The sequence below is a fragment of the Streptomyces spiralis genome (assembly GCF_014654675.1).
GTDB classification, from domain to species: Bacteria; Actinomycetota; Actinomycetes; order Streptomycetales; family Streptomycetaceae; genus Streptomyces; species Streptomyces spiralis.
The window spans coordinates 115,744-140,717 of the sequence record NZ_BNBC01000001.1 but is presented as its reverse complement, the minus strand read 5'-3'; the positions used below and the strand labels follow the sequence as shown (position 1 = coordinate 140,717).

Annotated in this window: 23 protein-coding genes and 1 pseudogene; 13 read left to right on the top strand and 11 right to left on the bottom strand. The window is 71.0% G+C overall.

The window, feature by feature from the left end:
- Positions 1–11 precede the first annotated feature (11 nt).
- The gene (locus IE318_RS00640) at positions 12–644 is read left to right on the top strand and encodes an OmpA family protein (RefSeq protein WP_189895548.1); all 633 of its coding nucleotides are present in this window, start codon (positions 12–14) and stop codon (positions 642–644) included.
- A 62-nt stretch (positions 645–706) separates the two neighbouring features.
- Here IE318_RS00640 and IE318_RS00635 read toward each other — a convergent pair whose 3' ends face one another.
- The 3 genes and pseudogenes from IE318_RS00635 to IE318_RS00625 all read right to left on the bottom strand — a co-directional run.
- Entirely contained in the window at positions 707–1,123 is a 417-nt protein-coding gene (locus IE318_RS00635) for a PIN domain-containing protein (protein ID WP_189895547.1), read from the bottom strand.
- A complete protein-coding gene (locus tag IE318_RS00630; RefSeq protein ID WP_189895546.1) occupies positions 1,099–1,434 on the bottom strand; it encodes a hypothetical protein in 336 nt (111 codons plus the stop codon). Before IE318_RS00630 ends, IE318_RS00635 begins: the two co-directional genes overlap by 25 nt.
- 254 nt (positions 1,435–1,688) lie before the next feature.
- Positions 1,689–2,015, bottom strand: a pseudogene (locus IE318_RS00625) (alpha/beta hydrolase); the annotation flags it as partial.
- A gap of 336 nt (positions 2,016–2,351) precedes the next feature.
- Between IE318_RS00625 and IE318_RS00620 the strand changes: the two are divergent.
- The 3 genes from IE318_RS00620 (at position 2,352) to IE318_RS00610 (ending at position 6,002) form a co-directional block, all read left to right on the top strand.
- A complete protein-coding gene (locus IE318_RS00620; RefSeq protein WP_189895545.1) occupies positions 2,352–4,694 on the top strand; it encodes a Tox-REase-5 domain-containing protein in 2,343 nt (780 codons plus the stop codon).
- Between the two features lie 76 nt (positions 4,695–4,770).
- The gene (locus tag IE318_RS00615; RefSeq protein ID WP_189895544.1) at positions 4,771–5,475 is read left to right on the top strand and encodes an Imm52 family immunity protein; all 705 of its coding nucleotides are present in this window, start codon (positions 4,771–4,773) and stop codon (positions 5,473–5,475) included.
- Positions 5,472–6,002 (top strand): hypothetical protein, encoded by a 531-nt coding sequence (locus tag IE318_RS00610; RefSeq protein WP_189895543.1) that lies wholly within the window; start codon positions 5,472–5,474, stop codon positions 6,000–6,002. Before IE318_RS00615 ends, IE318_RS00610 begins: the two co-directional genes overlap by 4 nt.
- Before the next feature lie 65 nt (positions 6,003–6,067).
- On the opposite strand, the gene IE318_RS00605 is transcribed toward IE318_RS00610, so the two are convergent.
- Positions 6,068–6,484 carry a DUF192 domain-containing protein gene (locus IE318_RS00605; protein ID WP_189895542.1) on the bottom strand — a complete coding sequence of 139 codons (417 nt, stop codon included), beginning with the start codon at positions 6,482–6,484 and terminating at the stop codon, positions 6,068–6,070.
- 122 nt (positions 6,485–6,606) lie between these two features.
- Here IE318_RS00605 and IE318_RS00600 point away from each other — a divergent pair, with 122 nt between their 5' ends.
- From IE318_RS00600 to IE318_RS00570, 7 genes are all read left to right on the top strand, one after another.
- Positions 6,607–7,350 carry a prepilin peptidase gene (locus IE318_RS00600; RefSeq protein ID WP_189895541.1) on the top strand — a complete coding sequence of 248 codons (744 nt, stop codon included), beginning with the start codon at positions 6,607–6,609 and terminating at the stop codon, positions 7,348–7,350.
- A 29-nt stretch (positions 7,351–7,379) separates the two neighbouring features.
- Complete coding sequence (locus IE318_RS00595; RefSeq protein WP_189895540.1) at positions 7,380–8,261, top strand: LLM class flavin-dependent oxidoreductase; 882 nt, start codon at positions 7,380–7,382, stop codon at positions 8,259–8,261.
- Between the two features lie 99 nt (positions 8,262–8,360).
- Positions 8,361–9,149: a class I SAM-dependent methyltransferase gene (locus tag IE318_RS00590; protein ID WP_189895539.1), complete on the top strand. Its 789-nt coding sequence runs from the start codon at positions 8,361–8,363 to the stop codon at positions 9,147–9,149.
- 780 nt (positions 9,150–9,929) lie between these two features.
- Entirely contained in the window at positions 9,930–10,703 is a 774-nt protein-coding gene (locus IE318_RS00585; RefSeq protein ID WP_030184274.1) for an isoprenyl transferase, read from the top strand.
- A gap of 343 nt (positions 10,704–11,046) precedes the next feature.
- The gene (gene phoH2 / locus IE318_RS00580) at positions 11,047–12,372 is read left to right on the top strand and encodes an RNA 5'-3' helicase PhoH2 (protein ID WP_030184275.1); all 1,326 of its coding nucleotides are present in this window, start codon (positions 11,047–11,049) and stop codon (positions 12,370–12,372) included.
- Between the two features lie 446 nt (positions 12,373–12,818).
- The gene (locus IE318_RS00575; RefSeq protein WP_189895538.1) at positions 12,819–13,514 is read left to right on the top strand and encodes an aggregation-promoting factor C-terminal-like domain-containing protein; all 696 of its coding nucleotides are present in this window, start codon (positions 12,819–12,821) and stop codon (positions 13,512–13,514) included.
- Positions 13,515–13,700: 186 nt separating this feature from the next.
- Positions 13,701–15,044, top strand: a complete 1,344-nt coding sequence (locus IE318_RS00570; protein ID WP_189895537.1) for an AI-2E family transporter — start codon at positions 13,701–13,703, stop codon at positions 15,042–15,044.
- Positions 15,045–15,090: 46 nt separating this feature from the next.
- Here the strand turns inward: IE318_RS00570 and IE318_RS00565 are convergent, their stop codons facing one another.
- Both IE318_RS00565 and IE318_RS00560 read right to left on the bottom strand, forming a co-directional pair.
- On the bottom strand, positions 15,091–15,624 hold the full coding sequence (locus IE318_RS00565; RefSeq protein WP_030184282.1) for an alkyl hydroperoxide reductase: 534 nt from the start codon (positions 15,622–15,624) through the stop codon (positions 15,091–15,093).
- A gap of 3 nt (positions 15,625–15,627) precedes the next feature.
- Positions 15,628–16,179 carry a peroxiredoxin gene (locus IE318_RS00560; protein ID WP_189895536.1) on the bottom strand — a complete coding sequence of 184 codons (552 nt, stop codon included), beginning with the start codon at positions 16,177–16,179 and terminating at the stop codon, positions 15,628–15,630.
- 134 nt (positions 16,180–16,313) lie between these two features.
- Between IE318_RS00560 and IE318_RS00555 the strand changes: the two genes are divergently transcribed.
- Positions 16,314–17,276 (top strand): LysR substrate-binding domain-containing protein, encoded by a 963-nt coding sequence (locus IE318_RS00555; RefSeq protein ID WP_189895535.1) that lies wholly within the window; start codon positions 16,314–16,316, stop codon positions 17,274–17,276.
- Positions 17,277–17,344: 68 nt separating this feature from the next.
- Here IE318_RS00555 and IE318_RS00550 read toward each other — a convergent pair whose 3' ends face one another.
- From IE318_RS00550 to IE318_RS00530, 5 genes are all read right to left on the bottom strand, one after another.
- A complete protein-coding gene (locus IE318_RS00550; protein ID WP_373311029.1) occupies positions 17,345–19,741 on the bottom strand; it encodes an ABC transporter permease in 2,397 nt (798 codons plus the stop codon).
- On the bottom strand, positions 19,738–20,427 hold the full coding sequence (locus tag IE318_RS00545; RefSeq protein ID WP_189895534.1) for an ABC transporter ATP-binding protein: 690 nt from the start codon (positions 20,425–20,427) through the stop codon (positions 19,738–19,740). Before IE318_RS00545 ends, IE318_RS00550 begins: the two co-directional genes overlap by 4 nt.
- Complete coding sequence (locus IE318_RS00540) at positions 20,424–20,948, bottom strand: PadR family transcriptional regulator (protein WP_030184295.1); 525 nt, start codon at positions 20,946–20,948, stop codon at positions 20,424–20,426. Before IE318_RS00540 ends, IE318_RS00545 begins: the two co-directional genes overlap by 4 nt.
- Positions 20,949–21,064: 116 nt before the next feature.
- A complete protein-coding gene (locus tag IE318_RS00535) occupies positions 21,065–21,328 on the bottom strand; it encodes a type II toxin-antitoxin system antitoxin (protein ID WP_189895533.1) in 264 nt (87 codons plus the stop codon).
- Positions 21,325–22,275, bottom strand: coding sequence for an SPFH domain-containing protein (locus IE318_RS00530; RefSeq protein ID WP_189895532.1), 951 nt, complete (start codon positions 22,273–22,275; stop codon positions 21,325–21,327). The genes IE318_RS00535 and IE318_RS00530 overlap by 4 nt, the downstream gene beginning before the upstream one ends.
- A 258-nt stretch (positions 22,276–22,533) precedes the next feature.
- Here IE318_RS00530 and IE318_RS00525 point away from each other — a divergent pair, with 258 nt between their 5' ends.
- Positions 22,534–24,933: a transglycosylase domain-containing protein gene (locus tag IE318_RS00525; RefSeq protein ID WP_189895531.1), complete on the top strand. Its 2,400-nt coding sequence runs from the start codon at positions 22,534–22,536 to the stop codon at positions 24,931–24,933.
- The last annotated feature ends 41 nt before the right edge of the window (positions 24,934–24,974 follow it).

The following is a 24,974-nucleotide window of genomic DNA, read 5'->3' as shown; positions in this document are numbered from 1 at the left end:
GGCGGCCCACCATGACCCACACCCGAACCCGCCTCACCTTCACCCTGACAACCGCCACTCTCCTCGTCACCGCGAATCTCTACGGCGCCGTAGCGGCCCACGCCGACACGGGCCCGAGCGAACCACCGGGCACCGAACCCTCGGCCTCCGCCCCCGTGAAGGTGGACCCGAACGACCCGGACCTGAAGTTGCCCGAAGGGGCCACGCTCGCCGCGCCCAAGGTGCTGGACATCAAGTCGGTGGTGGAGGACCAGGGCGGCGAGGAGCGCCGTGAGGACACCAACACGGACGTGACGTTCGCGCTCCAGGCCGAGGTGCTGTTCGCGAAGGACAGTGCGAAGCTGAGCGACCAGGCGAAGGCACGTATCGACGCGATCGCGCAGGAGATCAAGAAGCAGCACGCGACCCAGGTCCGCGTCTTCGGCTTCACCGACAACCTGGGCACCCACGAACACGGCGTCGTCCTGTCCAAGCAGCGCGCCAACGCCGTCCAGGACGTCCTCTCCCAGGACCTGAACGACCCGAACGTCACATTCGACGTACGCGGCTACGCCGAGCAGTACCCCATCGCGGACAACTCCACGGAGGACGGCCGCAAGAAGAACCGCCGGGTGGAGGTCACCTTCCCGCGCACGCAGAGCTGATCCACCACCATGCCTACGGACCGTCCTGTGCTGTGTGACCTGCCGGGGCCCCACCCGGCAGGTCACACAGCCACGGCGCGGACCTTGTCGCCGCACAGCTTGTTCATGTCGTCCACGTCGGAAGTGACGATGATCCGGGGGCCGGAGAAACCCAGGGCCGTCGCGGCCACCACGGAATCGATCGCGTACTTGTGTCCGTGCAGGTTGGCGTTGCGCAGTAGATCAATGGCGCGCCATGTGATGGCGTCCGTGACCGGCAGGATCTCCAATCGGGACACATGCCAGCGCAGGCGGTCCATGCGGACCTTGGAGTGCCAGGCCTCAATCAGGGTGAGGTTGCTCAAGGCCACCAGAGTGTCCTTGGCCTGGGCGGTACGGATCAGCCCTGTGAGGTACGGGTCGTTGGCCATGAACTTGCTCAGCCCCTCGCTGTCGAGAAGCAGTACGCCATGGCTCAACTGGCTTTGTGCGCGTGCCATCCCGGACCGTCGCCCTCTCCCTGGCTTCGCGCAGCCTGTTCGTGCGCTGCCATCGACTCGGCCTCACGGAAGATCTCCGCGGCCCATTCCTGGACCTCGGGCGTGGGCGGACCGATCTCCGCTTCCTTCTCCTGCAGCAGTTCCTCCAGCAGATCACGCTGTATCTGCCGTTCGACGGCCGCACTCACATACGCGGAGAAGCCGCGTGCCCCCACGCGCGCCTTGACCGCCGCGATGCGCCCCGCAGGCATGGACACGCTGACTTTCTGGGCAGGCCCCTCATCCTTGCCGAGCTGCTCTGGATCTTCCATGGGATAAGAGTAGCAAAAGATGTAGCAAATTGCTGCTCGACCCCGTAACGGCAGGCTGATCGGCCTCGTCCTGAAGCCGGAAGCGGTGACCCCTGCAGCAGGTGATCGGCCCTGCCCGCCTTGATCCCCTGGATCAGGGCGCGGAGGGCGTCTCCGCCGTAGGTCGTTGACGCTGATCATTCAAATCAGGGTCAATGGCACCCCCAGAGGTTGACCATCGCGCCGGGTTCGGTCGCTGTCCCCACAAGGACGGGTTAATACTCCTTGTCGAGGTCTGTTCCCTTGGGAGCACGGAAGCAGCCGGAGACAACGGTGACTTCGATCCTGGCCCCGTGAGCGATCACTGTTGTGTGGCTGGCGGCGTCACCCCCCTGGGCGGTCTGCAGACCGTCCAGGAAATTGTTCAGCTTGGGGGCTGCGTCCATGGCGTAGATCGGACTCGGGGAGTCGGTCAGGACGTTTTGTGGTGCGTCGTAACCGATCCATGTGATGGTGGAGGTGGACTTGCCGGGGGCCATCTGATGCGCCTGCTGCCACACGTCCGTCATCCGCTTGATGTCCTTGCCCGCACCCGTGCGGGATGTCCTCCTTGCGGAGGAAGTCCCCGATGGCCTCGCGGACGGCTCTCATGTCCTCGGCGGCGTCCACCAGCATGGCGTCAGTGACGTCCAGTCCGGCCGGCGCCTTGAGCCTGCACAGCACCGCCGCGTAACGGGTGTCGATCTCTTCCGCCTCACGCACGGTGATCACGCTGCGTGAGAGGGCGTAGCTCCTGGGCCCGCTGCCTTCGCTCCCTGCGGCGTGACGTTGCCCGCCCACAGGGTTTGGGCACCGATTTGGGTCCGCGGGCCCATGTCGGGCGCTCTCCCTCTTCCTAACCTCGGGCCAGGTCGTGCACCGGAGTTGGGGGAGGCGACATGGCCTCGATCGGGGGAGTGCCGGAGTTCGAGGGGGCGGTGCCGTCCGGGAGCGGGGGGCGGCGGAACCTGCCCCGCTCGCTGTCTGCGGCGCTCGTGCTCGTGCACGTGTTGTTCGCCGCCACCGTTTTCGGCGGGGTCGGGCTGCTGCTGACCGCCGGGTCGTACGGCACCCTCGACGGCGGTGTCGTCGCCCTCACCGCCTACGCCGCCGCGCCCGGCGTCCTCGGGTGGTGGCTGGCGCGGCGGACGTGGGAGGGCGGGGCCTGGGTCCGGTGGGCGCTGCTCGCCGTGCAGGCCTGGCTGATCCTCGGCGGGCTGGTCAACCTCGCGGGCGGCTCCGCGCGCGGCGGCGTCCAGCTCCTGCTGCCGATCCTCATCGTCTACTTCCTCCTCCAGTCCGAGAGCCGCCAGTGGTACGCGCTCCCGCACCTCGAACGCGCCGAGCACCGGGGCTTCTCCCTGGCCCGGATGATCCGGTGGCGGCGGTCGGACGAGGGACAGACCGCCGTCGAGTACGCGGGCCTGGTGGCGATCGTCGTCGCGATCGTCACCGCGCTGGTCGTCAGCGGGCTCGGCACGCAGATCCTGGGCGGCATACAGGCCCAGGTCTGCAAGGTCGTCGACGCGGGCTGCCCCGCGCCCACCGGCAACGGGGGCGACGGCACCGGCACGGAGGCCGGTGGGAACACCGATCCCGGCAACGGCGGCACCACCACCGGCGGCAACGGCAACGGCAACCCGACCACCGACGGTGGCGGCAACGGGAACGGGAACGGGAACGGACCCGGGGGCGCCGACGGCGGCCAGAGCACCGGCGGCACCGGAGGCAACGGCACCAACAACGACGGCACCAACAAGAACGGCACGCAGGGCGACAAGCCGGACGGCAAGAAAGACGACAAGAAGGACGACGGCTGCTTCTCCGGCGTAGGGGCCTTCTTCGGATGCGCCGGTCATCAGATCAAGCAGGTCGGCGAGGGGCTGTTCGTCGACGGCGTCTGGGGTGACCTCACCGGCATCTGGGGCATGGTCCGCCACCCGCTCGACACCCTCAAGGGCATCGGCGGCTACGGCAAGCAGCTCGGCGAGGACTGGTGGAAGAACTCCAAGGGCGCCCGCGACAAGTGGTCCAAGGGCGACTACTTCGGAGCCGTCCTGGGCTGGGGCGGCGCCTCGCTGAAGACCGGCGGGACGCTGCTGTACGACCTGTTCATCGGCGACGACGTGGCCGACGACTGGAACAAGGGCGACAAGACCCGCGCCGTCACCCACGTCATCTGGAACGTCGGCTCCCTCTTCATCCCCTACTACGACGGCGCCAAGGTCGTGGAGAAGGTCGGCGAGCTGGGCAAACTCGGCCGGCTCGGGAAGCTGGGCAAGCTCGCGGAGGAGGCGGGCAAGGCGGCCGACGACGCCAAGAAGGCGGCCAAGGCCGGGGACGTCGAGGGCGCCGAGAAGGCGGCCAAGCGGGCCGACGAGGCGGCCGACGAGGCCGAGAAGAAGGCCCGGGAGTCCGGCTGCGTCCTCTCCGCCCCGGCGCGCAGGGTCCCGTACGGGGACGGCCCGCGCGAGGAGCCCGGCGGCCCGCTCACCGGCTCCGCCGGCACCGGCACCACCGTCCTGGCCGCCGGCGCCTCCTCCCGGTACGTCGTCCTCGCCGAGGGCGGCTGCGACGAGGAGGCCAAGAAGGCGGCCGAGGAGGCCCGTAAGAAGGAACGCGAGGCCTACCTGGCCAAGAAGCGGGCGGAGGAGCCCGGGCGTGCCGCGAAGGCCGCGCAGAACAAGAAGCAGTACCCCGAGCCGAAGCACGGCGACACGTCCGACCCGCGCAACTACAACCCCCCGGACTGGGCGCAGAACCTGAAGAACCACCCCCTCGGCGACGCCGACCACGGCGACGGCTACTGGGCGAGCCGGGACCGCAACCCGGCGCCCAACTGGAAGAACGAGTCGTGGCTGCGCTACCAGGAGCAGGTCACCGGCACGGTCCGCGGCGAGGAGTACGTCGTCCCGCACCCCAAGGAGGGCGTGCCCGACGTCGAGTTCGACGGCTGGGACTCGAGCAGGCAGACGTACCTGGAGGCGAAGAACGGCTACGAGGGCTACCTCTCCAAGAGCAACCCGGGCGAACTCACGCCCTCCGGCAAGGCCGAATTCGTCGCCGAGGCGCAGAGGCAGGTGGCGGCGGCCGGTGGCAAGGCCGTGGAATGGCACTTCTCCAATCCCGAGGTCGCCAAGGCCGCACGCCGCGCCTTCCGCGAGAAAGGACTGAACATCAAGGTCGTCTACACCAAGCAGAAGCCGGTCGGCGGGACGCGCAAGCCCGGGGCGTTCGGGTAGCCCGGGCGCGGGCACCGGCTCGACTATGGTGACGGCGATCGGACCTGACACGAGAGGCGACGACGGAGGCGCGGGGATGCGACGTCTGGTGCGGGGCTTCTGGGGCCCTCGGGAGGAACCGGTCGAGCAGGTGGCCGACCGCTGGCGAGCGACGCTGGAGCAACTGGTCCGGCTGCTTCCCCAGGCGGGTCTGCCGGGCACGTGGGACGTGGTCCGCGCCGCCGGACCGGCGGCCCAAGTGTCCGCGGAGGAACCGGCGTTGTTCGACGCCCTGGCCGCGGCCCGGGCCGCGGACGACTGGTCGGAGGGCAACGGCATCGCGCTGCACCTCGTCGCGGCGGGAGCGCCGGGCTGGGAGGTCGAGGTGAGTGGGCTGGCGGGCGGCGCCCCCGAGTTCCTCCTCCAGTCGCTCGTGATCGGCGTCCGCGCACCGGCGGACGCGGAACTGCCCGGCACCGAACTCCTGGCCGTCGTGGCCGAGAGCTGGGCGCCCGATTTCGGCGACGTGACGGACGACGACGTGATGGACGCCCTGGAGGACGAGGCCGGGCACGAGATCGGCGACCCGGGTGTGGGGTGGGCCTGCTACCTCTCCCCGGCGCGGGCCGCACTGCTGCCCGAGGACCTGGCCGTGCCGCGCAAGGAGGTGCGCGGGGGCGGCGTGCTGCTCGACATCGCGCCCCCGGGCGACACGGCCCCCGTGGTCCGGGCCTACGAGCGGCTGCGGGACGCCGGCGCGCTGCGGCCCCTGCCCCGCCCCATGGACCGGGCGACTCTGTGACCGCCCGCGCCGGTGAGCCGTTCGCCCTGGACCGGGCTCTTCGCGACGTCGACGGCCTGCTCGCCGCGGACATCCCCGCGAGGGGGCCGACGACGAGTGAGGACGACCCGGTCAGGGGCGAGTGGTCCGTCACCCGTGGCGAAGGTTTCGTGCTCGTACCGCTGTGGGAGAGCGCCTCCCTCGTCGGTGTGTACGCGCCCGAGTGGAACAAGGCGGAGGAGACGGCACACGGTCATCTGGCCGCGCTGGCAGGGGCGCTGGACCGGCGCTGGGGCGCTCATCGTCCGGTGGGCATGCGCGTGCCGCTGTTCCGCCGGATCGCCGGTGAGCCGATGCCCCCGTTCTTCGAGGCGCTGTGCGCCCGGGACCTCCTCGGCGACCTCGCGGTGTGGGGCCCGCTGCCGGCCGGGTCCGGCCGCCGTGACCGCTGGCTCGCCGTCTCCGTCAACCAGAGCGACGGCGACGCGCCCTTCGTCCTCGCGGCGGCCGTGACCGACCATCCGCTCGTGGAACTGGAGGACGGCTGATCCGCCGTGGCCGGTCATCTCCTGCCCGCGGCACTGCGCGAGCTGCCGCCGCAGCCGCCCCGACGCTACCCCGCCTCCGCTCCCCCCGCGGCCGCCGGCTCCGCCCTTACCTCCACCCGCGCCCCCGCCCGCAGTCCCCACCCCGCCATGGCGCCCGCCGCCGCCTCCAGGACGTGGCGGGAGCGGAGGCGGGGCAGGCCCAGGCGGCCCGGCTTCATGGTGCGGACGGTGAGGACGCGCAGGCCGCGGTCCAGGTAGGCCACGTCGATGGGGATGCGCATGCCGAAGGTGTGCACGCTGCCCGCGGGGGAGAGCAGGATCGCGCCGTCGACCGCGTCACGGCCGAGCAGCCCCTTGGTGCGGGCCCGGTAGGAGGTCGCCAACTCCAGCGGGACCACCACCGGTGCCGCACCCTCCCGGTCGGCCTGCCCGGCGCCGTGCACCACCAGCTCGCCTTGCCCGTCCCGCCAGCGTCGCCCCATCCCCGGCCGCCTCCCCCAGTTGCTGTCTCGTGCCGCCAGGCGACCGTATCCGCACGGCAGTGGGCCCCACATGGGCCCACGGGCCCATGCCGCGCCCGGTGGGCCGGGACTAGGGTCCGGGCGTGCGCGTACTGCTGATCGTCCTCGCCGCCCTGTGGGGCGCGGGCGCCGGGCTGTTGGTGCCCCGCGCCGCCCACCGGTTCTCGGTCGACGCCGGGGAGGCGTGGCGCGGGGAGTGCCCGGGCGGGCATGCGATCACGGGGCCGTTCGGCGGCTGGGCGGGGCGGGCGCGCTGCACCGCCGCCGCGGGCTGTGGGGCGTACGGGCCGAGCACGCCGGTCGTCGGCGCGGTCACCGGCCTCGTCTGCGCGGTGCTGGCCGCCGCGACCGGGCCCCGGCCGGAGGTCGTGGTCTGGCTGCTCGCCGCGCCGGTCGGGGTGCTGCTCGCGCTGGTCGACCACCGGGTGCACCGGCTGCCGGACGTCCTGACGCTGCCGCTCGCCGCCGCGACCGCCGTGCTGCTGGGCGTCGCCGCGCTGCTGCCCGCCGCCGCGGGGTCGTGGCCGACGGCGCTGCTCGGCGGACTCGCCCTGGGCGCCGCGTACTTCGTCCTCTTCCTCGTCAACCCCTCCGGTATGGGCTTCGGCGACGTCAAACTGGCGCTGGCGCTCGGCGCGGTGCTCGGCTGGTACGGCTGGTCCGTCCTGATCGTGGGCGGCTTCGCCGGGATCCTCTACGGCGCCTGCTACGGGCTCGGTCTGATCGTGCTGCGCCGGGCGGGGCGCAAGTCCGCGATGCCGCTGGGGCCGTTCATGATCGGCGGGGCGTTCACGGGGCTGTTGCTGGGCGCGTTCGCGGTGGCGTGAGGAGCGGGGCCGGTGGGGAGGAAGTCGTCATGACTGGACTCGGTGCTGTCTTCCGGCCCCAACTGCCCCCCGAGCGGCTGCGCTCGATCGCGTGCCTCGCCGACGACGCGGGCCTCGAGGAACTGTGGCTGTGGGAGGACTGCTTCCTGGAGGGCGGGATCTCCACGGCGGCCGCCGCGCTCGCCTGGACCCGGCGACTGCGGGTCGGGGTGGGCCTGCTGCCCGTGCCCCTGCGCAACGTCGCCGTCGCCGCCATGGAGGCCGCCACGCTGCACCGGCTCTTCCCCGGCCGCGCGATGCTCGGCGTCGGCCACGGCGTCCAGGACTGGATGGAGCAGGTCGGCGCGCGGGCCGAGTCCCCGCTGACCCTGCTGCGCGAACACCTGGGCGTCCTGCGCGCCCTGCTGCGCGGGGAGCGGGTCACGACCAAGGACGGCCGCTACGTCCGTCTGGACGACGTGGCCCTGGACTGGCCGCCGCCACCGGAGACCGCCGTCCCGGTCTTCGCCGGCGCCACCGGACCGCGCACGCTGCGCCTGTCCGGCGAGGCGGCCGACGGCACGATCCTGACCGCGGTCACGCCCCCGGACGGCGTACGCCGGGCCCGCCGCCTCATCGACGAGGGACGCCACGCGGCCGGCCGCACCGACGCGCACCGCGTCGTCGTCTACCTCCTCACCGCGACCGGGCCCGGCGCCGAGGCCCGGCTGCGCGCCGAGCTGGCCGCCGAGGGCCGGTCCGGCGTCCCCGACCTGGGCGCCGCCGGGGACGCCGCGGCCGTCGCCAAGGCCGTCCGGGCGCTCGCCGGCGCCGGCGCCGACACGGTGATCCTCCAGCCCACGGCCGACGAACCGGATCCCGAGGGCTTCATCCGCTTCACCGCCGAGAAGGTACGGCCGCTGGTGCCGTGACCGTATGTCCTGGTCATGCCCTGGGCGCGCCATGCCCTGGTCGCGGTGCCGGGCGAAAATGAGGAGCCGTCACCGTCCTCCGCCTGCGACGATCACCGCATGACAGCAGACCGGCAGCACCGCTCGTTCGAGGACCTCGTCGCCGAAGGGGCCGCCGTGCCCACCGAGGGATGGGACTTCTCGTGGTTCGAGGGACGGGCCACCGAGGCGCGGCCGTCCTGGGGGTACGCCGTCTCGACGGCCGGCCGGCTGTCCGGCGCGCACGCCGTGCTCGACGTGCAGACCGGCGGAGGAGAGGTCCTCGGCTTCGCCCTCGGCCGGGCCGGCCGCCGTCCCGCGCTGCTCGCCGCCACCGAGGGCTGGCCGCCCAATGTGACGAAGGCCACCGAGCTGCTGCGTCCGCACGGGGTCGTGGTCGTGGCATCCGCCGAGGACGCGCCGCTGCCGTTCGCGGACGGCGCCTTCGACCTCGTCGTCAGCCGGCACCCCGTCCGCCCGCACTGGGAGGAGATCGCCCGCGTCCTCGGGCCCGGCGGTACGTACTTCGCCCAGCATGTGGGGCCCGCCAGTGTCTTCGAGCTCGTCGAGTACTTCCTGGGGCCGCAGCCGGAGGAGTCGCGCGGCGCCCGGCACCCCGACCGGGAGCGGGCGGACGCGGAGGCCGCCGGTCTGGAGGTCGTCGATCTGCGCGCCGAGCGGCTGCGCGTGGAGTTCCACGACATCGGAGCCGTCGTGCACTTCCTGCGCAAGGTGATCTGGATGGTCCCCGGCTTCACGGTCGAGGCGTACGAGCAGAGGCTGCGGGAGCTGCACGAGCGGATCCGGCGGGAGGGCCCGTTCGTGGCGCACAGCACCCGCCATCTCGTCGAGGCCCGTAAGCCGGGGTGAGGCCCGTGACGCGCCGGAGGGCCCGCCCTCCGGCGGCCCTTGGGCGTCACAGTTTCCACATCGTTACCGCAGGCCTCTCCCCTCACTGCCATGGCTCGAGTAAGTTCAGACCAACGTAATTCGCGTGAGCAAAGCTGCGCGGGTGGCATCGCGCAGTGGAGGGGGCTGCGCGACGCCGTGCCCGCAGATGGCGGCGGCTCCGCGTGCCCCGGAGCCCCGAGGCCGGGCGGTCGTCATCGTCAAGCGGGCGTTCGCGACCGGGTCGCCCGTGGGAGGGACGCGGGGACAACTCGCCGAGCACTCCCCAGATGGCGCAAACCCTCCGGATCTCGCCGCATCCCGCCTCTTTTTCCTGTGAATCCGCTGAGATCCGGCCATGATCGGGCGCGGAATGGCCGCTTCCGACGCTCTCGACGCGTCGCCGGGCGATTTCGGAGAGTAGTTGTGGCGCGCTGATGCACGCAGCATCACTTACGAAGGGTTATGGTGGAAACCCCCCCTCGGGCCGGTCCGTCTCCCCCCCCACGGACCGGCCCGTTTTCTTGTACGAGCGACCGGGGCCCCGTCTGATACACGTCTCGCGGGTACGGGTTTCGACACGGCTCTGCCACAAGTGGGAACCGGACGCCGCTTCAGGGCGCGCATGACAACCCTTTGGGAGACCCTGGGTGTACCGGGGGTAGGCTTCGCCCCCGGGGACCGCCATACGGACCAGGCCGCCGCACGCACGGACACCCCCGGCCGCGCCTGTCCGATCCATACGGAGGGGCTGACGAACACGTGAACCTGCGCGACAAGCTGCGCGGCCTGCTGGTCAGGCTGTACACGCGCCGGGTGGAAGGCCACCTGGACCACGCTCAGGTGCCCAAGCACATCGGCGTCATCATGGACGGCAACCGGCGCTGGGCGAAGGCCGCGGGTTCCACCACCGTGCACGGTCACCGGGCGGGCGCCGACAACATCGAGGAGTTCCTCGGCTGGTGCACCGAGACCGACGTCGAGGTCGTCACCCTCTGGCTGCTGTCCACGGACAACTTCGACCGCCCCCAGGAGGAGCTCGTCCCCCTCCTCGGCATCATCGAGGACGTCGTCCGCTCGCTGGCCGCCGACGGCCGCTGGCGCGTGCACCACGTCGGCACCATGGACCTGCTCCCGCCGGGCATGCAGGCCACGCTGAAGGAGGCCGAGGAGGCCACCGCCGACGTCAGCGGCATACTCGTCAACGTCGCCATCGGCTACGGCGGCCGCCAGGAGATCGCCGACGCGGTGCGCTCCATGCTCCACGACGCCCACGAGCGGGGCGTCTCCATGGAGGACCTCGCCGAGGCCGTCGACGTCGACATGATCGGCCGCCACCTGTACACCAAGGCCCAGCCCGACCCGGACCTGGTCATCCGCACCAGCGGCGAGCAGCGGCTGTCCGGGTTCATGCTCTGGCAGACCGCGCACTCCGAGTACTACTTCTGCGAGGTCTTCTGGCCGGCCTTCCGCAAGGTCGACTTCCTGCGCGCGCTGCGCGACTACGCGGCCCGCCACCGCCGTTACGGCGGCTGACGGGAACCACCCGGTCGGCGGATACGTACCGCCGCCGGTCATGGGGAGTTCATCCGTGCGTCACCCCATGCATTTGCATGGCGGCGCATTTTCGAGGGCATAAGCCAGACAGGTCGACACCCGAACCACGGGTGTCGGATCTCAGCGGACGGCTCGGAGCCGTCCGCCCGGGAGGCCCTTTGCACCAGCCGCACCGTGCGGTCACAGCACGGACAAGGACGCTTCAGGGCCGGTTCCCGGCCCCTGTGTGCGGGGGCCGGCGACCGGCCCCTATGCCCCCGCCCTCCCGGCCCGGCATCAGCTTCGTCGCTCCCCGACCTCATCCGAGGGGGTACGTCCTTCCGTGGTGACCAGCACAAAGCGCCACAAGCCAGATCGGCGCACCTACGTTCTCGACACCAGCGTCCTGCTGGCGGACCCGAACGCCCTGACCCGCTTCGACGAGCACGAGGTCGTGCTCCCCGTCGTCGTGGTCACGGAACTGGAGGCCAAGCGGCACCATCCCGAACTCGGTTACTTCGCCCGGCAGGCCCTGCGTCTGCTGGACGACTACCGGGTCCGGCACGGCCGCCTCGACGCCCCCATCCCGATCGGGGACCTCGGCGGAACGGTCCGGGTCGAGCTCAACCACTCGGACCCCAGCGTGCTGCCCACGGGCTACCGCCTGGGGGACAACGACTCCCGCATCCTCGCGGTCGCCCGCAACCTCCAGGCCGAGGGCTACGACGTCACGGTCGTCTCGAAGGACCTGCCGCTGCGGATCAAGGCGTCCTCCGTGGGGCTCCTCGCCGAGGAGTACCGGGCCGAGCTCGCCATCACGGAGAACTCCGGCTGGACCGGCATGTCCGAACTCACCCTGCCGGGTGAACAGGTGGACATCCTCTTCGAGGAGGGGCACGTCTACGTTCCCGAAGCCGCCGAACTGCCGGTGCACACGGGACTGACGATCCAGTCGGAGCGCGGCAAGGCCCTGGGCCGGGTGACGGCCGAGGGCAACGTCCGGCTGGTGCGCGGCGACCGGGAGGCGTTCGGCATCAAGGGCCGCAGCGCCGAGCAGCGCATCGCGCTCGACCTGCTGCTCGACCCGGACGTCGGGATCGTCTCGATGGGCGGCCGGGCCGGCACCGGCAAGTCGGCGCTGGCGCTGTGCGCGGGCCTGGAGGCGGTGCTGGAGCGCCGTCAGCACCAGAAGGTGATGGTCTTCCGCCCGCTGTACGCGGTCGGCGGACAGGAGCTCGGCTATCTGCCCGGCACCGAGGCGGAGAAGATGAGCCCCTGGGCGCAGGCCGTCTTCGACACCCTGTCGGCGGTCACCTCACGGGAGGTCATCGAGGAGGTCACCGCGCGCGGGATGCTGGAGGTGCTGCCGCTCACCCACATCCGCGGCCGGTCGCTGCACGATGCGTTCGTGATCGTGGACGAGGCCCAGTCGCTGGAGCGGAACGTCCTGCTGACCGTGCTGTCCCGGATCGGCGCGGGCTCGCGGGTGGTTCTCACCCATGACGTGGCACAACGGGACAATCTGCGGGTCGGCCGCTACGACGGTGTGGTCGCCGTGGTGGAGAAGCTGAAGGGGCATCCGCTCTTCGCCCATGTGACGCTGACCCGGTCCGAGCGGTCGCAGATCGCCGCACTGGTGACCGAAATGCTGGAGGACGGGCACATCTGATCCGTTGGTCCTGGTTCGCACTGGTGTCCCATGATGGGGCGTATGTGCGGGAGTTGGCGCCGTCCGGTGCCTCGGGCAAAGCCCGAGAGCCTAGCCGGGCGGCGCCGTCGTGTGTGGGACATTCGTGGAATCGCGTGGTCCAAACGGGATGTGAGCTTTCACACGCAACTCAGAATTGCCTTGCGGTGTCGGGTTACGGCAGAGTCTCACTCCTGTCAGGCCCCGCATACGACACACCTGTACCCCCAGCGGTACAGCACCACCCGAGCACCACCGCCAACTCCATAGCGTCGTCGTATGCCGCCCGAGCACCACGCGGCGCTCCCGTGACGGGAGTTGCCCACCGGGCCCGCGCCTCCCGTGACCCCGCAGTTGGGAGGCCAGTGTCAGGGGCACGATTGCGTCCGCCAGGGTCACCGAAGCGGGCGATGCTGGAAGGAAACCGTGTGAGCCGGATCTCGGTCCGGGGATTCGCAGTGGCCTCGGCCACCGCGGTCACCGCTGTCGGAAGCGTCGTCGGCGTTGCCTCGGGCAGCACCGCGCAGAACAACGACGCCGAAGCGACGGCAGCCGACGCGACGTTGCTCGCCGACATACCCGCGGGTCAGCAGGCCCAGGTACAGACGGCCTCCCTCGCGCAGCAGGCCGACGCCCAGGCCATCGCCGCGGACACGAGCGCCAAGAAGGACGCCGAGGAGGCCGCGCGCAAGGCGGCCGCCGAGACCGCGTACGCCAAGAAGGCCGAGGCCGAGAAGGCCGCCAAGGAGGCCAAGGAGCGCGCCGAGCTGAAGGAGGCGGCCAGCCGCAGCGCTGCCCGCGACTCCTCCAGCTTCCCCGTCCTGAGCTCCTACAGCGTCGCGCAGATACAGGCGATGGCGCGTCAGATGGTGCCCAGCGGCCAGTTCCAGTGCTTCAGCAACATCGTGAACCACGAGTCCAGCTGGAACTACCAGGCGGTCAACGCCTCCTCCGGCGCCTACGGCCTCTTCCAGGCGCTGCCGGCCGGCAAGTACGCCTCCGCCGGCGCCGACTGGCGGACCAACCCGGCCACCCAGATCAAGTGGGGCCTCAACTACATGAACAGCCGCTACGGCAGCCCGTGCGAGGCCTGGTCGTTCTGGTCGGCCAACCACTGGTACTGAGACGAACCACCGGTACCGAGACGACGGAGCCCGAAGGGGTTCCGGTCCGGCCCGGGTTCCGGCCCCGTGCCTCTCAACCCTGCGCAGCCCCTCCCCGTCCTAGGGGGAGGGGCTGTTGCCATGTAGCGTCTGACGGGACGACTCCAGGGGGGAGTGGTGGGGAGAGACGGGGGAAGAGGACGGATCATGTCGCGAGTGCCAGGGTGGCTCGGACGGCTCGGCGCGGGGCTGACCGAGATGGGTGAGCGGTTGGACGAGCGCCGCGCCGAGGTGGAGAAGGAGCACGCCGAGCCCGTACCGGCACCGGCGCCGACCGTCGACGCCACGCCGGTCCACGACCATGTGACCGTCGTGCCGGCCCGGCCCGACCCCGCCCAGGCCGTGCCCTGGGGCGTGCGGGTGGCCGCGGAGGCCGGCTGGCGGGTGCTGGTGCTCGCCGGCACGGTGTGGGTGCTGATGCGGGTCATCAGCGCGGTCCAGCTGGTGGTTCTCGCCTTCGTGGGCGCGCTGCTCATCACGGCGTTGCTGCAGCCGACCGTGGCACGGCTGCGGCGCTACGGGCTGCCGCGCGGACCCGCCACCGCTCTCACCGCCATCCTCGGCTTCGTCATCATGGGCCTGATCGGGTGGTTCGTGACCTGGCAGGTCATGGAGAACATCGACAACCTCTCCAACCAGGTCCAGGACGGCATCGACGAACTGCGCAAGTGGCTGCTGAACAGCCCCTTCCACGTCACCGACAAGCAGATCAACCAGATCGCCAAGAACCTGCGCGAGGCCATCGGGGCCAACACCGACCAGATCACCTCGGCCGGCCTGGAGGGCGTGACGGTCGTCGTGGAGGCGCTCACCGGGATCCTCCTGACCATCTTCTCCACGCTGTTCCTGCTCTACGACGGCCGGCGGATCTGGGAGTGGACGCTGAAGCTGGTGCCGGCGGCGGCCCGGCCGGGTGTGGCCGGCGCCGGTCCGCGCGCCTGGCGCACGCTGACGGCGTATGTGCGGGGCACGGTGATCGTGGCGTTGATCGACGCCATCTTCATCGGTCTGGGGATCTACTTCCTGGACGTGCCGATGGCCGTGCCGCTGGCGGTGTTCATCTTCCTGTTCGCGTTCGTCCCGCTGGTGGGCGCGGTGGTGTCCGGCGCCCTGGCGGTGGTGGTCGCGCTGGTCACCCAGGGTGTGTTCACGGCGGTGATGGTGCTGGTGGTGGTGCTGGCGGTGCAGCAGATCGAGGGGCATGTGCTGCAGCCGTTCATCCTGGGCCGGGCGGTCCGGGTCCATCCGCTGGCGGTGGTCCTGTCGGTCGCCGCGGGCGGCATGATCGCGGGGATCGGCGGTGCGGTGGTGGCCGTGCCGCTGGTCGCGGTCACCAACACGGTGGTCGGGTATCTGCGCGCGTACTCCCACGAACAGGCCCTGCGCCACTCGCCGCGGCCGCGCGGCTCGACCCCCTCGTCCGACGTCGTGGCGCGGCCGGCGGACACACGGACGGAGCAACGGCCGGAGCCCCGCTCACCGCAGGGGTGAGCGGGGCTCCGGGGAGCGATGCCGATCGGGAGCCGGCGCGGCCGTACTACTCGGCCAGCGCCGCCTCCGCGTCCAGGGTCGTCGCGACGGCCTGGACCACCGCGGCGATCTTGAAGGCCTCCTGGACGACCTCACGGTCGACGCCCGCCTTGCGCAGCACCTGCTCGTGGGAGTCCAGGCACATGCCGCAGCCGTTGATGGCGGAGACCGCGAAGGACCACAGCTCGAAGTCGACCTTGTCGACGCCCGGGTTGCCGATGACGTTCATCCGCAGACCGGCCCGCAGGGTGCCGTACTCGTGGTCCGACAGCAGGTGGCGGGTGCGGTAGAAGACGTTGTTCATCGCCATGATCGCGGCCGCGGACTTGGCCGCGGTGTACGCCTCGGGCGTCAGGTTCGCCTTCGCCTCCGGCTCCAGCTCGCGCAGGACGATCGGCGAGCGCGCGGCGATCGCCGTGGCCAGCACCGTGCCCCACAGCTGCTGCGCCGGCAGGTCGCTGTTGCCGATGACCGAGCCCAGATTGAGCTTCAGGTCCTTGGCGTAGTCCGGCAGGGCGGACTTCAGGGAGTCGAGGGACATGCGTCACTCACCGGCCAGCAGCGCGACCGGGTCGAGGGTCTCGTCGCCCTTGGTCCAGTTGCACGGGCACAGCTCGTCGGTCTGCAGGGCGTCCAGGACCCGCAGGACCTCCTTGGGGTTACGGCCGACCGAGCCCGCCGTCACCATGGAGAACTGGATCTCGTTGTTCTGGTCGACGATGAAGACGGCGCGCTTGGCGAAGCCGTCCTCGTCCTCGATGCCGAGGTCGCGCATGAGCTCGTGCTTGGAGTCGGCCATCATCGGGAAGGGCAGGTCGCGCAGGTCGTCGTGGTCCTTGCGCCAGGCGTGGTGGACGAACTCCGAGTCACCGGAGAAGCCGAGGATCTGGGCGTCGCGGTCGGCGAACTCCTCGTTCAGCTTGCCGAAGGCGGCGATCTCGGTCGGGCAGACGAAGGTGAAGTCCTTGGGCCAGGCGAAGATCACTTTCCAACCCTGGTAGGTCTTGTGGGTGATCTCCTCGAACTCCTTGCCCTTCTCCAGCGAGACACAGGCAGTCAGTTCGAACTCGGGGAACTTGTCACCGACAGTGAGCACACGCTCTCCTTGCAGCGAGGAAACACCACTTTTGGCGGGGCTTCCCATGGGGTTGGACCTTGCCGATGGTGGCACACCGTCGATTGATTGCGGAAATAGCTACACTTGGTCGTGTTGATCGGAGGTAGCTATCAGTGACTGTCGGTAACGTGGGCGGGCGCCGGAGGCAGTTGCCCAGTCTCTCCCAGCTGCGCGCCTTCGCCGCCGTGGCCGAGCATCTGCACTTCCGGGACGCCGCCGCCGCGATCGGCATGAGCCAGCCGGCGCTCTCCGGCGCCGTCTCCGCGCTGGAGGAGACCCTCGGGGTCACCCTGGTGGAGCGTACGACGCGCAAGGTGCTGCTCTCGCCCGCCGGGGAGCGCCTCGCCGTGCGCAGCAAGGCGGTGCTCGACGAGGTCGGTGCCCTGCTGGAGGAGGCCGAGGCCCTCCGGGCGCCCTTCACCGGCGTGCTGCGGCTCGGCGTCATCCCGACCGTCGCGCCGTATCTGCTGCCCACGGTCCTGCGTCTGGTCCACGACCGCTACCCCGACCTGGACCTCCAGGTCCACGAGGAGCAGACCGCGAGCCTGCTGGAGGGGCTGGCCGGCGGCCGGCTCGACCTGCTGCTGCTCGCCGTGCCGCTGGGCGTGCCCGGCGTCACCGAACTTCCGCTGTTCGACGAGGACTTCGTGCTCGTCACCCCGCTCGACCACCCGCTCGGCGGCCGGGAGGGCATACCGCGCGAGGCCCTGAAGGAGCTGAACCTGCTGCTCCTGGACGAGGGGCACTGCCTGCGCGACCAGGCCCTGGACATCTGCCGGGAGGCGGGGCGCGAGGACGCTCCGGTGACGACGACGGCCGCCGGGCTCTCCACGCTCGTCCAGCTCGTCGCCGGCGGGCTCGGCTGCACGCTGCTGCCGCGCACCGCCCTCAAGGTCGAGACCTCCCGCAGCAACCAGTTGCTGACCGGCTCCTTCGCCGACCCCGCCCCCACCCGCCGGATCGCGCTCGCCATGCGCGCCGGCGCGGCCCGCGGCGCCGAGTACCAGGAGCTGGCCGCCGCCCTGCGCGAGGAGATGCGGGCCCTGCCGGTACGCGTGCTGGGCCCGGACACGTGAAGGGCCCCTCCCGGCAGACGGCCTGACGGCCCGCCTGACGGGAAGGGCCCCTTCCGCTCACCTCGCCGCTACTCCGTGCGCAGCCCCTCCGGGCGCATCAGGCGCAGCAGCGGCGGCAGGCTGAGCAGGGTGACGGCGAGGACGACGCCCGCGCCGACACCGGTCATCGACAGCACGCTCGGCCAGTCCACGCTCACCGTGGCTCCCACCATCTTCAGCAGCACCACGCCCAGGGTCAGCCCCACGGCCGAGGAGAGCAGCAGGCCCAGGGCGATCGGGATCGCCGTCTGCCACAGCACCGACAGGCTCAGTGTGCGCCGCCGGGTGCCGAAGGCGACCAGCGCCGACAGCAGCCTCCTGCGCTCGCGCAGCTGCTCCAGCTGGGACACCAGCAGGCTCGCGCCGATCAGCGCCAGTACACACACGGCCCCGACGAACAGGCCGGTGCGGATGGAGGTGAACTGCGTCGACCGCTCGGTGGACGCCCACAGCGCCGCGTTCGCGAGCGGATCCACCGCTGCCGCCGTGTTACGGACGTACTCGTGCGCGTCCGGCACCGAGTCGTCGACGCCCAGGTACACCGACCCGCTGAGCGTGCGGTTCACCTGGGCGTCGGCTGCGGCCGGGGTCAGCAGCAGGCCGCCGCTCGTGTCCCCGATCGGGCCGGTGATCGTGCGGGCCTGCTTCAGCCGGGCCGGCACGGTCCAGACGGCGTCCCGGCCCGCGTCCGGGCCGTTGCTCGTGTCCAGGTGGAGGACGCGGCCCGGCCGGGCGAGCTTCACCGCGTCGCCGTCGGTGTCCCCGCCCGTCGACACGAAGACGTCTCCGTCGCGGCAGGACGGCAGCCGGGCCACCTCGCGCAGGGAGGCACAGGTGCCGACGGTCAGCTGCGTGGCGGCGTTCGGCTCCTTGCCGCGCTGCCAGGTGCGGTCCGCCAGTTCGGCGGTGCCCAGCGCGGTGACCTTCCGTACGCCCCTGGTCGTGGTGAACTTCTCGGCGGCCGGGATCAGGGGTACCCCCCGCGGCAGACTGACCTGCATCTGCACGCGTTCGGTGTCCTGACCGGTGCTCTTGGTGTAGTCGTCCTGGACGCCCGCGAGCAGCATCTGCATCGCGATCGCCCCGGCCACCGCGACGGCGATGCCGTTCACCATGCGGGCCGCCGAACCGCTGCTCAACTGCAGTCGCCGTACCGCCAGTTGCCAGGCCACGCCACCGTTGCCCAGCCGGGCCACCACCGACTCGACGACCCACGGCAACAGCGCTGTCACGCCGACCAGCAGCAGCAGGACGCCGCCGATCACCAGGTATTCGTTGAAGGAGCCGTTCGTGCGGCCCTGCCCGATCATCGGGGCGAGCATCGCCAGACCGCCCAGCGGCAGCAGCAGCCGCCACCACAGCCGGCGGCGCCTGGGCCTGGCCGTGCGGACCACGCCCAGCGGCTCGATGACCACCCCGCGCAGCGCGAACAGCGTGACCAGCACCGCCGCCGCCGGAACGGCCACCGCGACCAGGGCGGCCAGCGCGGGCGCGGGGTTGAGGTAGCTCGGGAACACGCTGACGTCCATGACCTCGACCGAGCCCGCGAGCTGACGGCCCAGCAGGAAGAAGACGGTGCCGAAGACCAGTCCGACCAGCGATCCGGCGAGCGCCTCGCCCGCAGCGATCCGCCGGGTCATGTGGCTGTCGGAGCCCACCAGCCGCAGCGCGGCCAGCCTGCGGTCGCGCCGCTCGCCGCCGAACCGTACGGCCGCGGCGATGAACACGGCGACCGGCATCAGCAGCACCACGAAGACGACCAGCACCAGCAGCAGGAGGACCGGGTCCGGCGATTCCGCCCTCGCCGGCTGCTGCGGCCCGAACTCGGTGATCCGGGCCGTCTGCCACCCGTTGATGCGCGGGGCCAGGTTCTTCGCCCCGGCGTAGTAGGCGAGTTCGTGCGAGCCGATGAGCCCGCTCTCGCCGATCGTCCCCACGATCCGGTACGGCAGCCGCTCGCGCAGCAGCCTGCCGTCGCCGGAGTCCAGCAGCTCCTTCAGCGCGGGGGAGACGACCATGTCGCCCGGCGCCGGATACCCGGTCAGGCCCGGTGCGATCGGCGCGCGCGGGCCCTCCGGCTCCACCAGCCGGCCGCGCACGTCCTTGCCGTGGTACGACGTGTCGGCGTCGCCGATCACCAGGGTGTTCGCCGCCTTGGGCCGCTGCGGGCCGTAGGTGTAGTCCTGGCGGTCCTGGTCGCGCTGGTGGCGGACCGCCAGCGCGCTCGGTATCGCGGTCGTCAGCAGCAGCAGCGCCACGCCGAGCCCGACGCCCACGGCCGTCAGCAGCAGCCGGACCCATCCCTCGCGCCCGCCGGTGACGGCGAACTTGGCCCCCATGCGCAGATCGCGGGCCCACTGTGGAATGGAAGGGGCGGCGCGGAGCGCCTCGGTCGGGGCGGTGGCGGGTGACGGGCGGGCGCTCATACGAGGCGCTCCATGTCCCGGGACTTCCCGTCCCGCACGACGATCTCGCGGTCGGAGTAGGCCGCCACCCGCGCCTCGTGGGTGACGAGCACGACGGCCGCGTTGGCGGACCGGGCGGCGTCCGTGAGCAGTTCCATCACGCGTTCGCCGTTGAGGGAGTCCAGCGCGCCGGTCGGCTCGTCGGCGAACAGCAGGCGCGGGTTCGTGACCAGGGCGCGGGCGACGGCGACGCGCTGGCCCTGACCGCCGGACACCTCGCCGGGCCGTTTCCTGGCGAGGTCGTCGACCTCCAGGCGCTCCATCCACGCCAGCGCGGCGCGCTCGGCCTCCTTGCGGGCCGTGCCGTTCAGCCGCAGCGGCAGGGCCACGTTCTCCACGCAGGTGAGCTCGGGCACGAGCTGGCCGAACTGGAAGACGAACCCGAACTCCGAGCGCCTGAGCGCGCTGCGCTCGGCGTCGGACATGGTGGTCAGCTCACGGCCGTCGTAGGTGATCGACCCCGAGTCGGGGGTGACGATCCCGGCCAGGCAGTGCAGCAGCGTGGACTTGCCGGAGCCGGAGGGACCCATCACGGCGACGACCTCGCCGGGGTGGATGGAGAACTCCGCGCCGTCCAGCGCGGTGGTCGGGCCGTAGGTCTTGCGCAGGCCGTGGGCGGCCAGCAGGGAGCCGGGGGGAGCGGTCACCGGGTCACCGCCTCACGGAGCCGGTCGAGGCGGGCGGCGGTCAGCTCCAGCCACCGCAGGTCCGCCTCCAGGTGGAACAGGGCGTGGTCGCAGATGAGCTGGTCCGCCAGGTCGCCCTTGCGCTTGCGGTCGGTCAGGACGCGCATGTTGCGCAGGTGCTCGGCGCGCTGCGTGTCGAGGATGTCGGCCGCGTCGCGGTGGGTGAGCAGGGCCAGGACCAGCTTGGTGTAGAGGGTCGACTGGAGATACGGCTCGGGCTTCTCCGGGGTGGCCAGCCACCGCTCGACGTCGGTGACGCCGGCCTCGGTGATGGCGTAGCGCTTGCGTTCGGGACCGTCGCCGGCCTCGATGCCGTCGACGACGACGAGCCCGTTCTTCAGCAGTCGCGACATCGTCGAGTAGACCTGGCCGTAGTGCAGCGGCCGGTCGTGACCGAACTTCTCGTCGAAGGCCCGCTTGAGGTCGTAGCCGTGGCGGGGCCCGGACTCCAGGAGTCCCAGGAGGGTGTGACCGATGGACATGGGCAGGACTGTACATGGGGTGTATACGGGCGATGTATACACCTGGTGTCTACGCGCCCTCGAAACGCGGACGCGTAGTGCTCGACCGCAGGTGGGAGGCGATCGTCACGGTTCTGCTACGGCGCCCCGGAGGGGTCGCGCGGGGGGCGGCCCCGGCGGGGCAGGGGGCCTGCCTCGCCCGGGAGGCGGCCCGCCTCCGCCAGGGCGCGGCGCAGCAGGAACTCGATCTGGGCGTTGGCCGAACGCAGTTCGTCCGACGCCCAGCGCGCGAGCGCGTCGTACACCGACGGGTCCAGCCGCAGCAGCACCTGCTTGCGCTGCTGCGGCCGGCGGCGCCGGGGGGTCGCTCCCTCGGGCGGATCCGTTTCCGGCGTCGTCACTGGTAGAGCGTCCCCGTGTTGAGAACGGGCTGCGGGGCGCGGTCCCCGCACAGCACCACCATCAGGTTCGACACCATCGCCGCCTTCCGTTCCTCGTCGAGCTCCACGATGTCCTGTTCGGCGATCCGGTTCAGCGCCGCCTCGACCATGCCGACCGCTCCGTCCACGATCTGCCGCCGGGCCGCGACGACCGCGCCCGCCTGCTGGCGCTGGAGCATCGCGGAGGCGATCTCGGGAGCGTACGCGAGGTGGGTGAAGCGGGACTCGATGATCCGCACTCCGGCCGCGTCCACGCGCGCGTGCAGCTCGGCGGCGAGCTTCTCGGTGATCTCCTCGGCGTTGCCGCGCAGCGACAGGCCGTCCTCGTCGTGGGCGTCGTAGGGGTACTCGATGGCGATGTGCCGTACGGCCGCCTCGGTCTGGGTGGAGACGAACTCCAGGTAGTTGTCCACCTCGAAGGAGGCCTGCGCGGTGTCCTGCACCTTCCACACCACGACGGCGGCCAGCTCGATCGGGTTGCCGTAGGCGTCGTTGACCTTCAGCACGGCGGTCTCGTGGTTGCGGACCCGGGTGGAGATCTTCTCCCGGGAGGTGAACGGGTTCACCCAGCGCAGACCGTCCTCGCGGATGGTGCCCCGATAGCGCCCGAAGAGCTGCACGACCCGCGCCTCGCCGGGCGCGACCATGTTCAGCCCGCTCATGGCGAGCAGGGCGGCGATGCCGGTGAGGATGCCGACGACTATCAGGGCGGCCTTGGCGCCCGTGCTGCTGACGGTCGCGCCGGACGCGACCAGCGCCGCGGCGACCAGCAGCCCGAGCAGGCCCAGCAGCAGGGCCAGACCGCCCGGGATGCTGCGCGCCGGAAACTCCCTGACCTGCGGCGCCGGCATCTCCGGGGCGGCGGGCACGGCGGTGGCGGGTGAGGTGTCGTGGGTGGAGCTGGACATGGTGGGTCCCCCCGTTCTCGTACGGCGTCGTCCGTCGCGAACCATAGCAACGACTTAGCTAAGTGATATCACTTTTCCCTGCCACGGCAACCCTGAACCCTCCTCGGACGTCGGTTCCGTTGGAACGGGTGCTGATTGTCACGTCCGTAAAAGCCGGGATCGAGGGCCCTTTGTCATAGAGGGCGGTGTTAGCTTTCTGAGCTGACCTGGGCCACGTACGTGAGTGACAGCCGAGACGGAAGCGGAGCGGACGGACGCATGGGACGAGCGGAAGAGAGACGAGCGCGCCAGCGCGGTGGCCGCCGCGCGGCGCCCCGACGCTCGTCCGGGACACCGGCGGTCGGTGTCGGCGGCGGTGCGACGGGCCCGGCTCCCGGTGGCCGCGCCGCGGCCCGGCGGGCGGCCCGGCCCGCCAAGGCCCGCAAGAGCGGCATACGCAGGCTGTTCACCTGGAAGAAGATCCTCGGCACGCTCTTCGGGCTCTGCCTGCTCGGCATCGGCACCTTCATCGTGCTCTACATGATGGTGGACATACCCAAGGGCAACGCCGTCGCGCAGCAGGAGAGCAACGTCTACAAGTACAGCGACGGCTCGGTCCTGGCCCGCAAGGGCACGGTCAACCGCGAGAGCGTGTCGCTGGACAGGGTGCCCAAGGAAGTCCAGCACTGCTTCGTCGCGGCGGAGAACAAGACCTTCTACCACGACTCCGGCGTCGACCTGAAGGGCACCGCGCGCGGTCTGCTCAACACGCTCTCCGGCAAGGGCGCCCAGGGCGGTTCGACGATCACCCAGCAGTACGTCAAGAACTACTACCTCACGCAGGACCAGACCGTCACGCGCAAGCTGAAGGAACTGGTCATCTCGCTGAAGGTGGACCAGAAGCTGTCCAAGGACGACATCCTGGCCGGCTACATCAACACCAGCTACTACGGCCGCGGCGCCTACGGCATCCAGGCCGCCGCACAGGCCTACTACCGCGTCGACGCCTCCAAGCTCACCGTCGAGCAGGGCGCCTACCTGGCCGCCCTGCTCCAGGCGCCGAGCCAGTACGACTGGGCGGTGGCGAGCCCGACCGGCAGGAAGCTGGTGCAGGCGCGCTGGAACTACGTCCTGGACAACATGGTCGGGCAGCACTGGCTCGACGCCGGCGAGCGTCAGACCATGAAGTTCCCGATCCCCAAGGACCCCAAGGGCGCCCCCGGTCTGGAGGGCCAGAAGGGCTACCTGATCGACCTCGCCAACAAGCAGCTGGAACAGCAGCTGATGAAGGACGAGGGCATCTCCCAGTCCCAGGCGGAGGCCGAGGTCGTGGACCGGGGCTGGACCATCACCCTGAACGTCGACAAGAAGAAGCAGGCCGCCCTGGAGAGCGCGGTCAAGGACCAGCTGACCAGCAAGCTGAACCCGAAGAAGCGCAAGGTCGACGCCGACGTCCAGGCCGGCGCGGTCTCCGTCGACCCGAAGACGGGGAAGGTCCTCGCCCTCTACGGCGGGCAGGACTACTTCAAGCACTTCTACAGCAACGCCACCCGCCGGGACTACCAGCCCGCCTCCACCTTCAAGCCGGTGATCCTGGCCGCCGCCCTGGACGAGGGCGCCAAGACGCAGGACGGCCTGCCGATCGACGCCAACACCGTCTACGACGGCACCAGCGGCCGTCAGGCCGTGGACCACGGCACCAAGGTCGGCTTCGGCCCGCCGAACGAGGACGACCAGGACTACGGCGACATCACCGTCCAGACGGCGATGAACCAGTCCGTCAACTCCGTCTTCGCGCAGATGGGCGTGGACGTCGGCATGGAGAAGGTGATGGAGGTCGCCGGCAGGCTCGGCATGGACACCAAGGGCATGCAGCCGGTGCCCGCGCAGACGCTCGGTTCCATGGGCGCCAGCCCGCTGGAGATGGCCGGCATCTACGCCACCTTGGACAACCACGGCAAGAAGGTCACCCCGACCATCGTCGCGCGCGCCGAGAACAAGACGCGCACGGTGAAGATGGACGACCCGATCGGCGACCAGGCGATCAGCCGTGAGGCCGCCGACACCGTCACCTCGGTGCTCACCGGCGTGGTCGACGACGGTACGGCGCGGAAGTCGGTGCGGAACAATCCGCTGCGCGACGGCCAGCAGGTCGCGGGCAAGACCGGTACCTCCGACGAGAACAAGTCGGCCTGGTTCACCGGATACACGCCCGGCCTCGTCACCTCGGTCGGTCTGTTCGGCGAGGACGACAAGACCCACAACCATGTGTCGCTCAAGGGCGCCACGGGGCTGATCCCGGGCAGCGGCCGCATCAACGGCGGTGGCTACCCGGCGCAGATCTGGGCCACGTACACCTTCGGGGTGATGGACGGCGTCAGCAAGTTCGACCTGGACACCACGCAGGGCGCGGCCGTGAAGCCGTCGACGTCGTCGTCGGCGACCCAGTCGCCGAGCCAGTCGCCGTCGCAGTCGGCGTCCAGCTCGCCGCCGGTCTCCCAGTCGCCCTCGCGGACGCCGAGCCAGTCGCCGAGCCAGTCGCCGTCGCAGTCGCCGTCGCAGACGCCCAGCCGGACGCCGTCGCAGTCGCCGAGCCAGTCGCCGTCCGGTGGCATCACCGACAATCCGCTCAACCCGAACGACCAGCAACAGCTCAACGGCAGACAGCCGGGCCAGTAGGACACGGCGAAGGGCGCCCGGTTCCACCGGGCGCCCTTCGC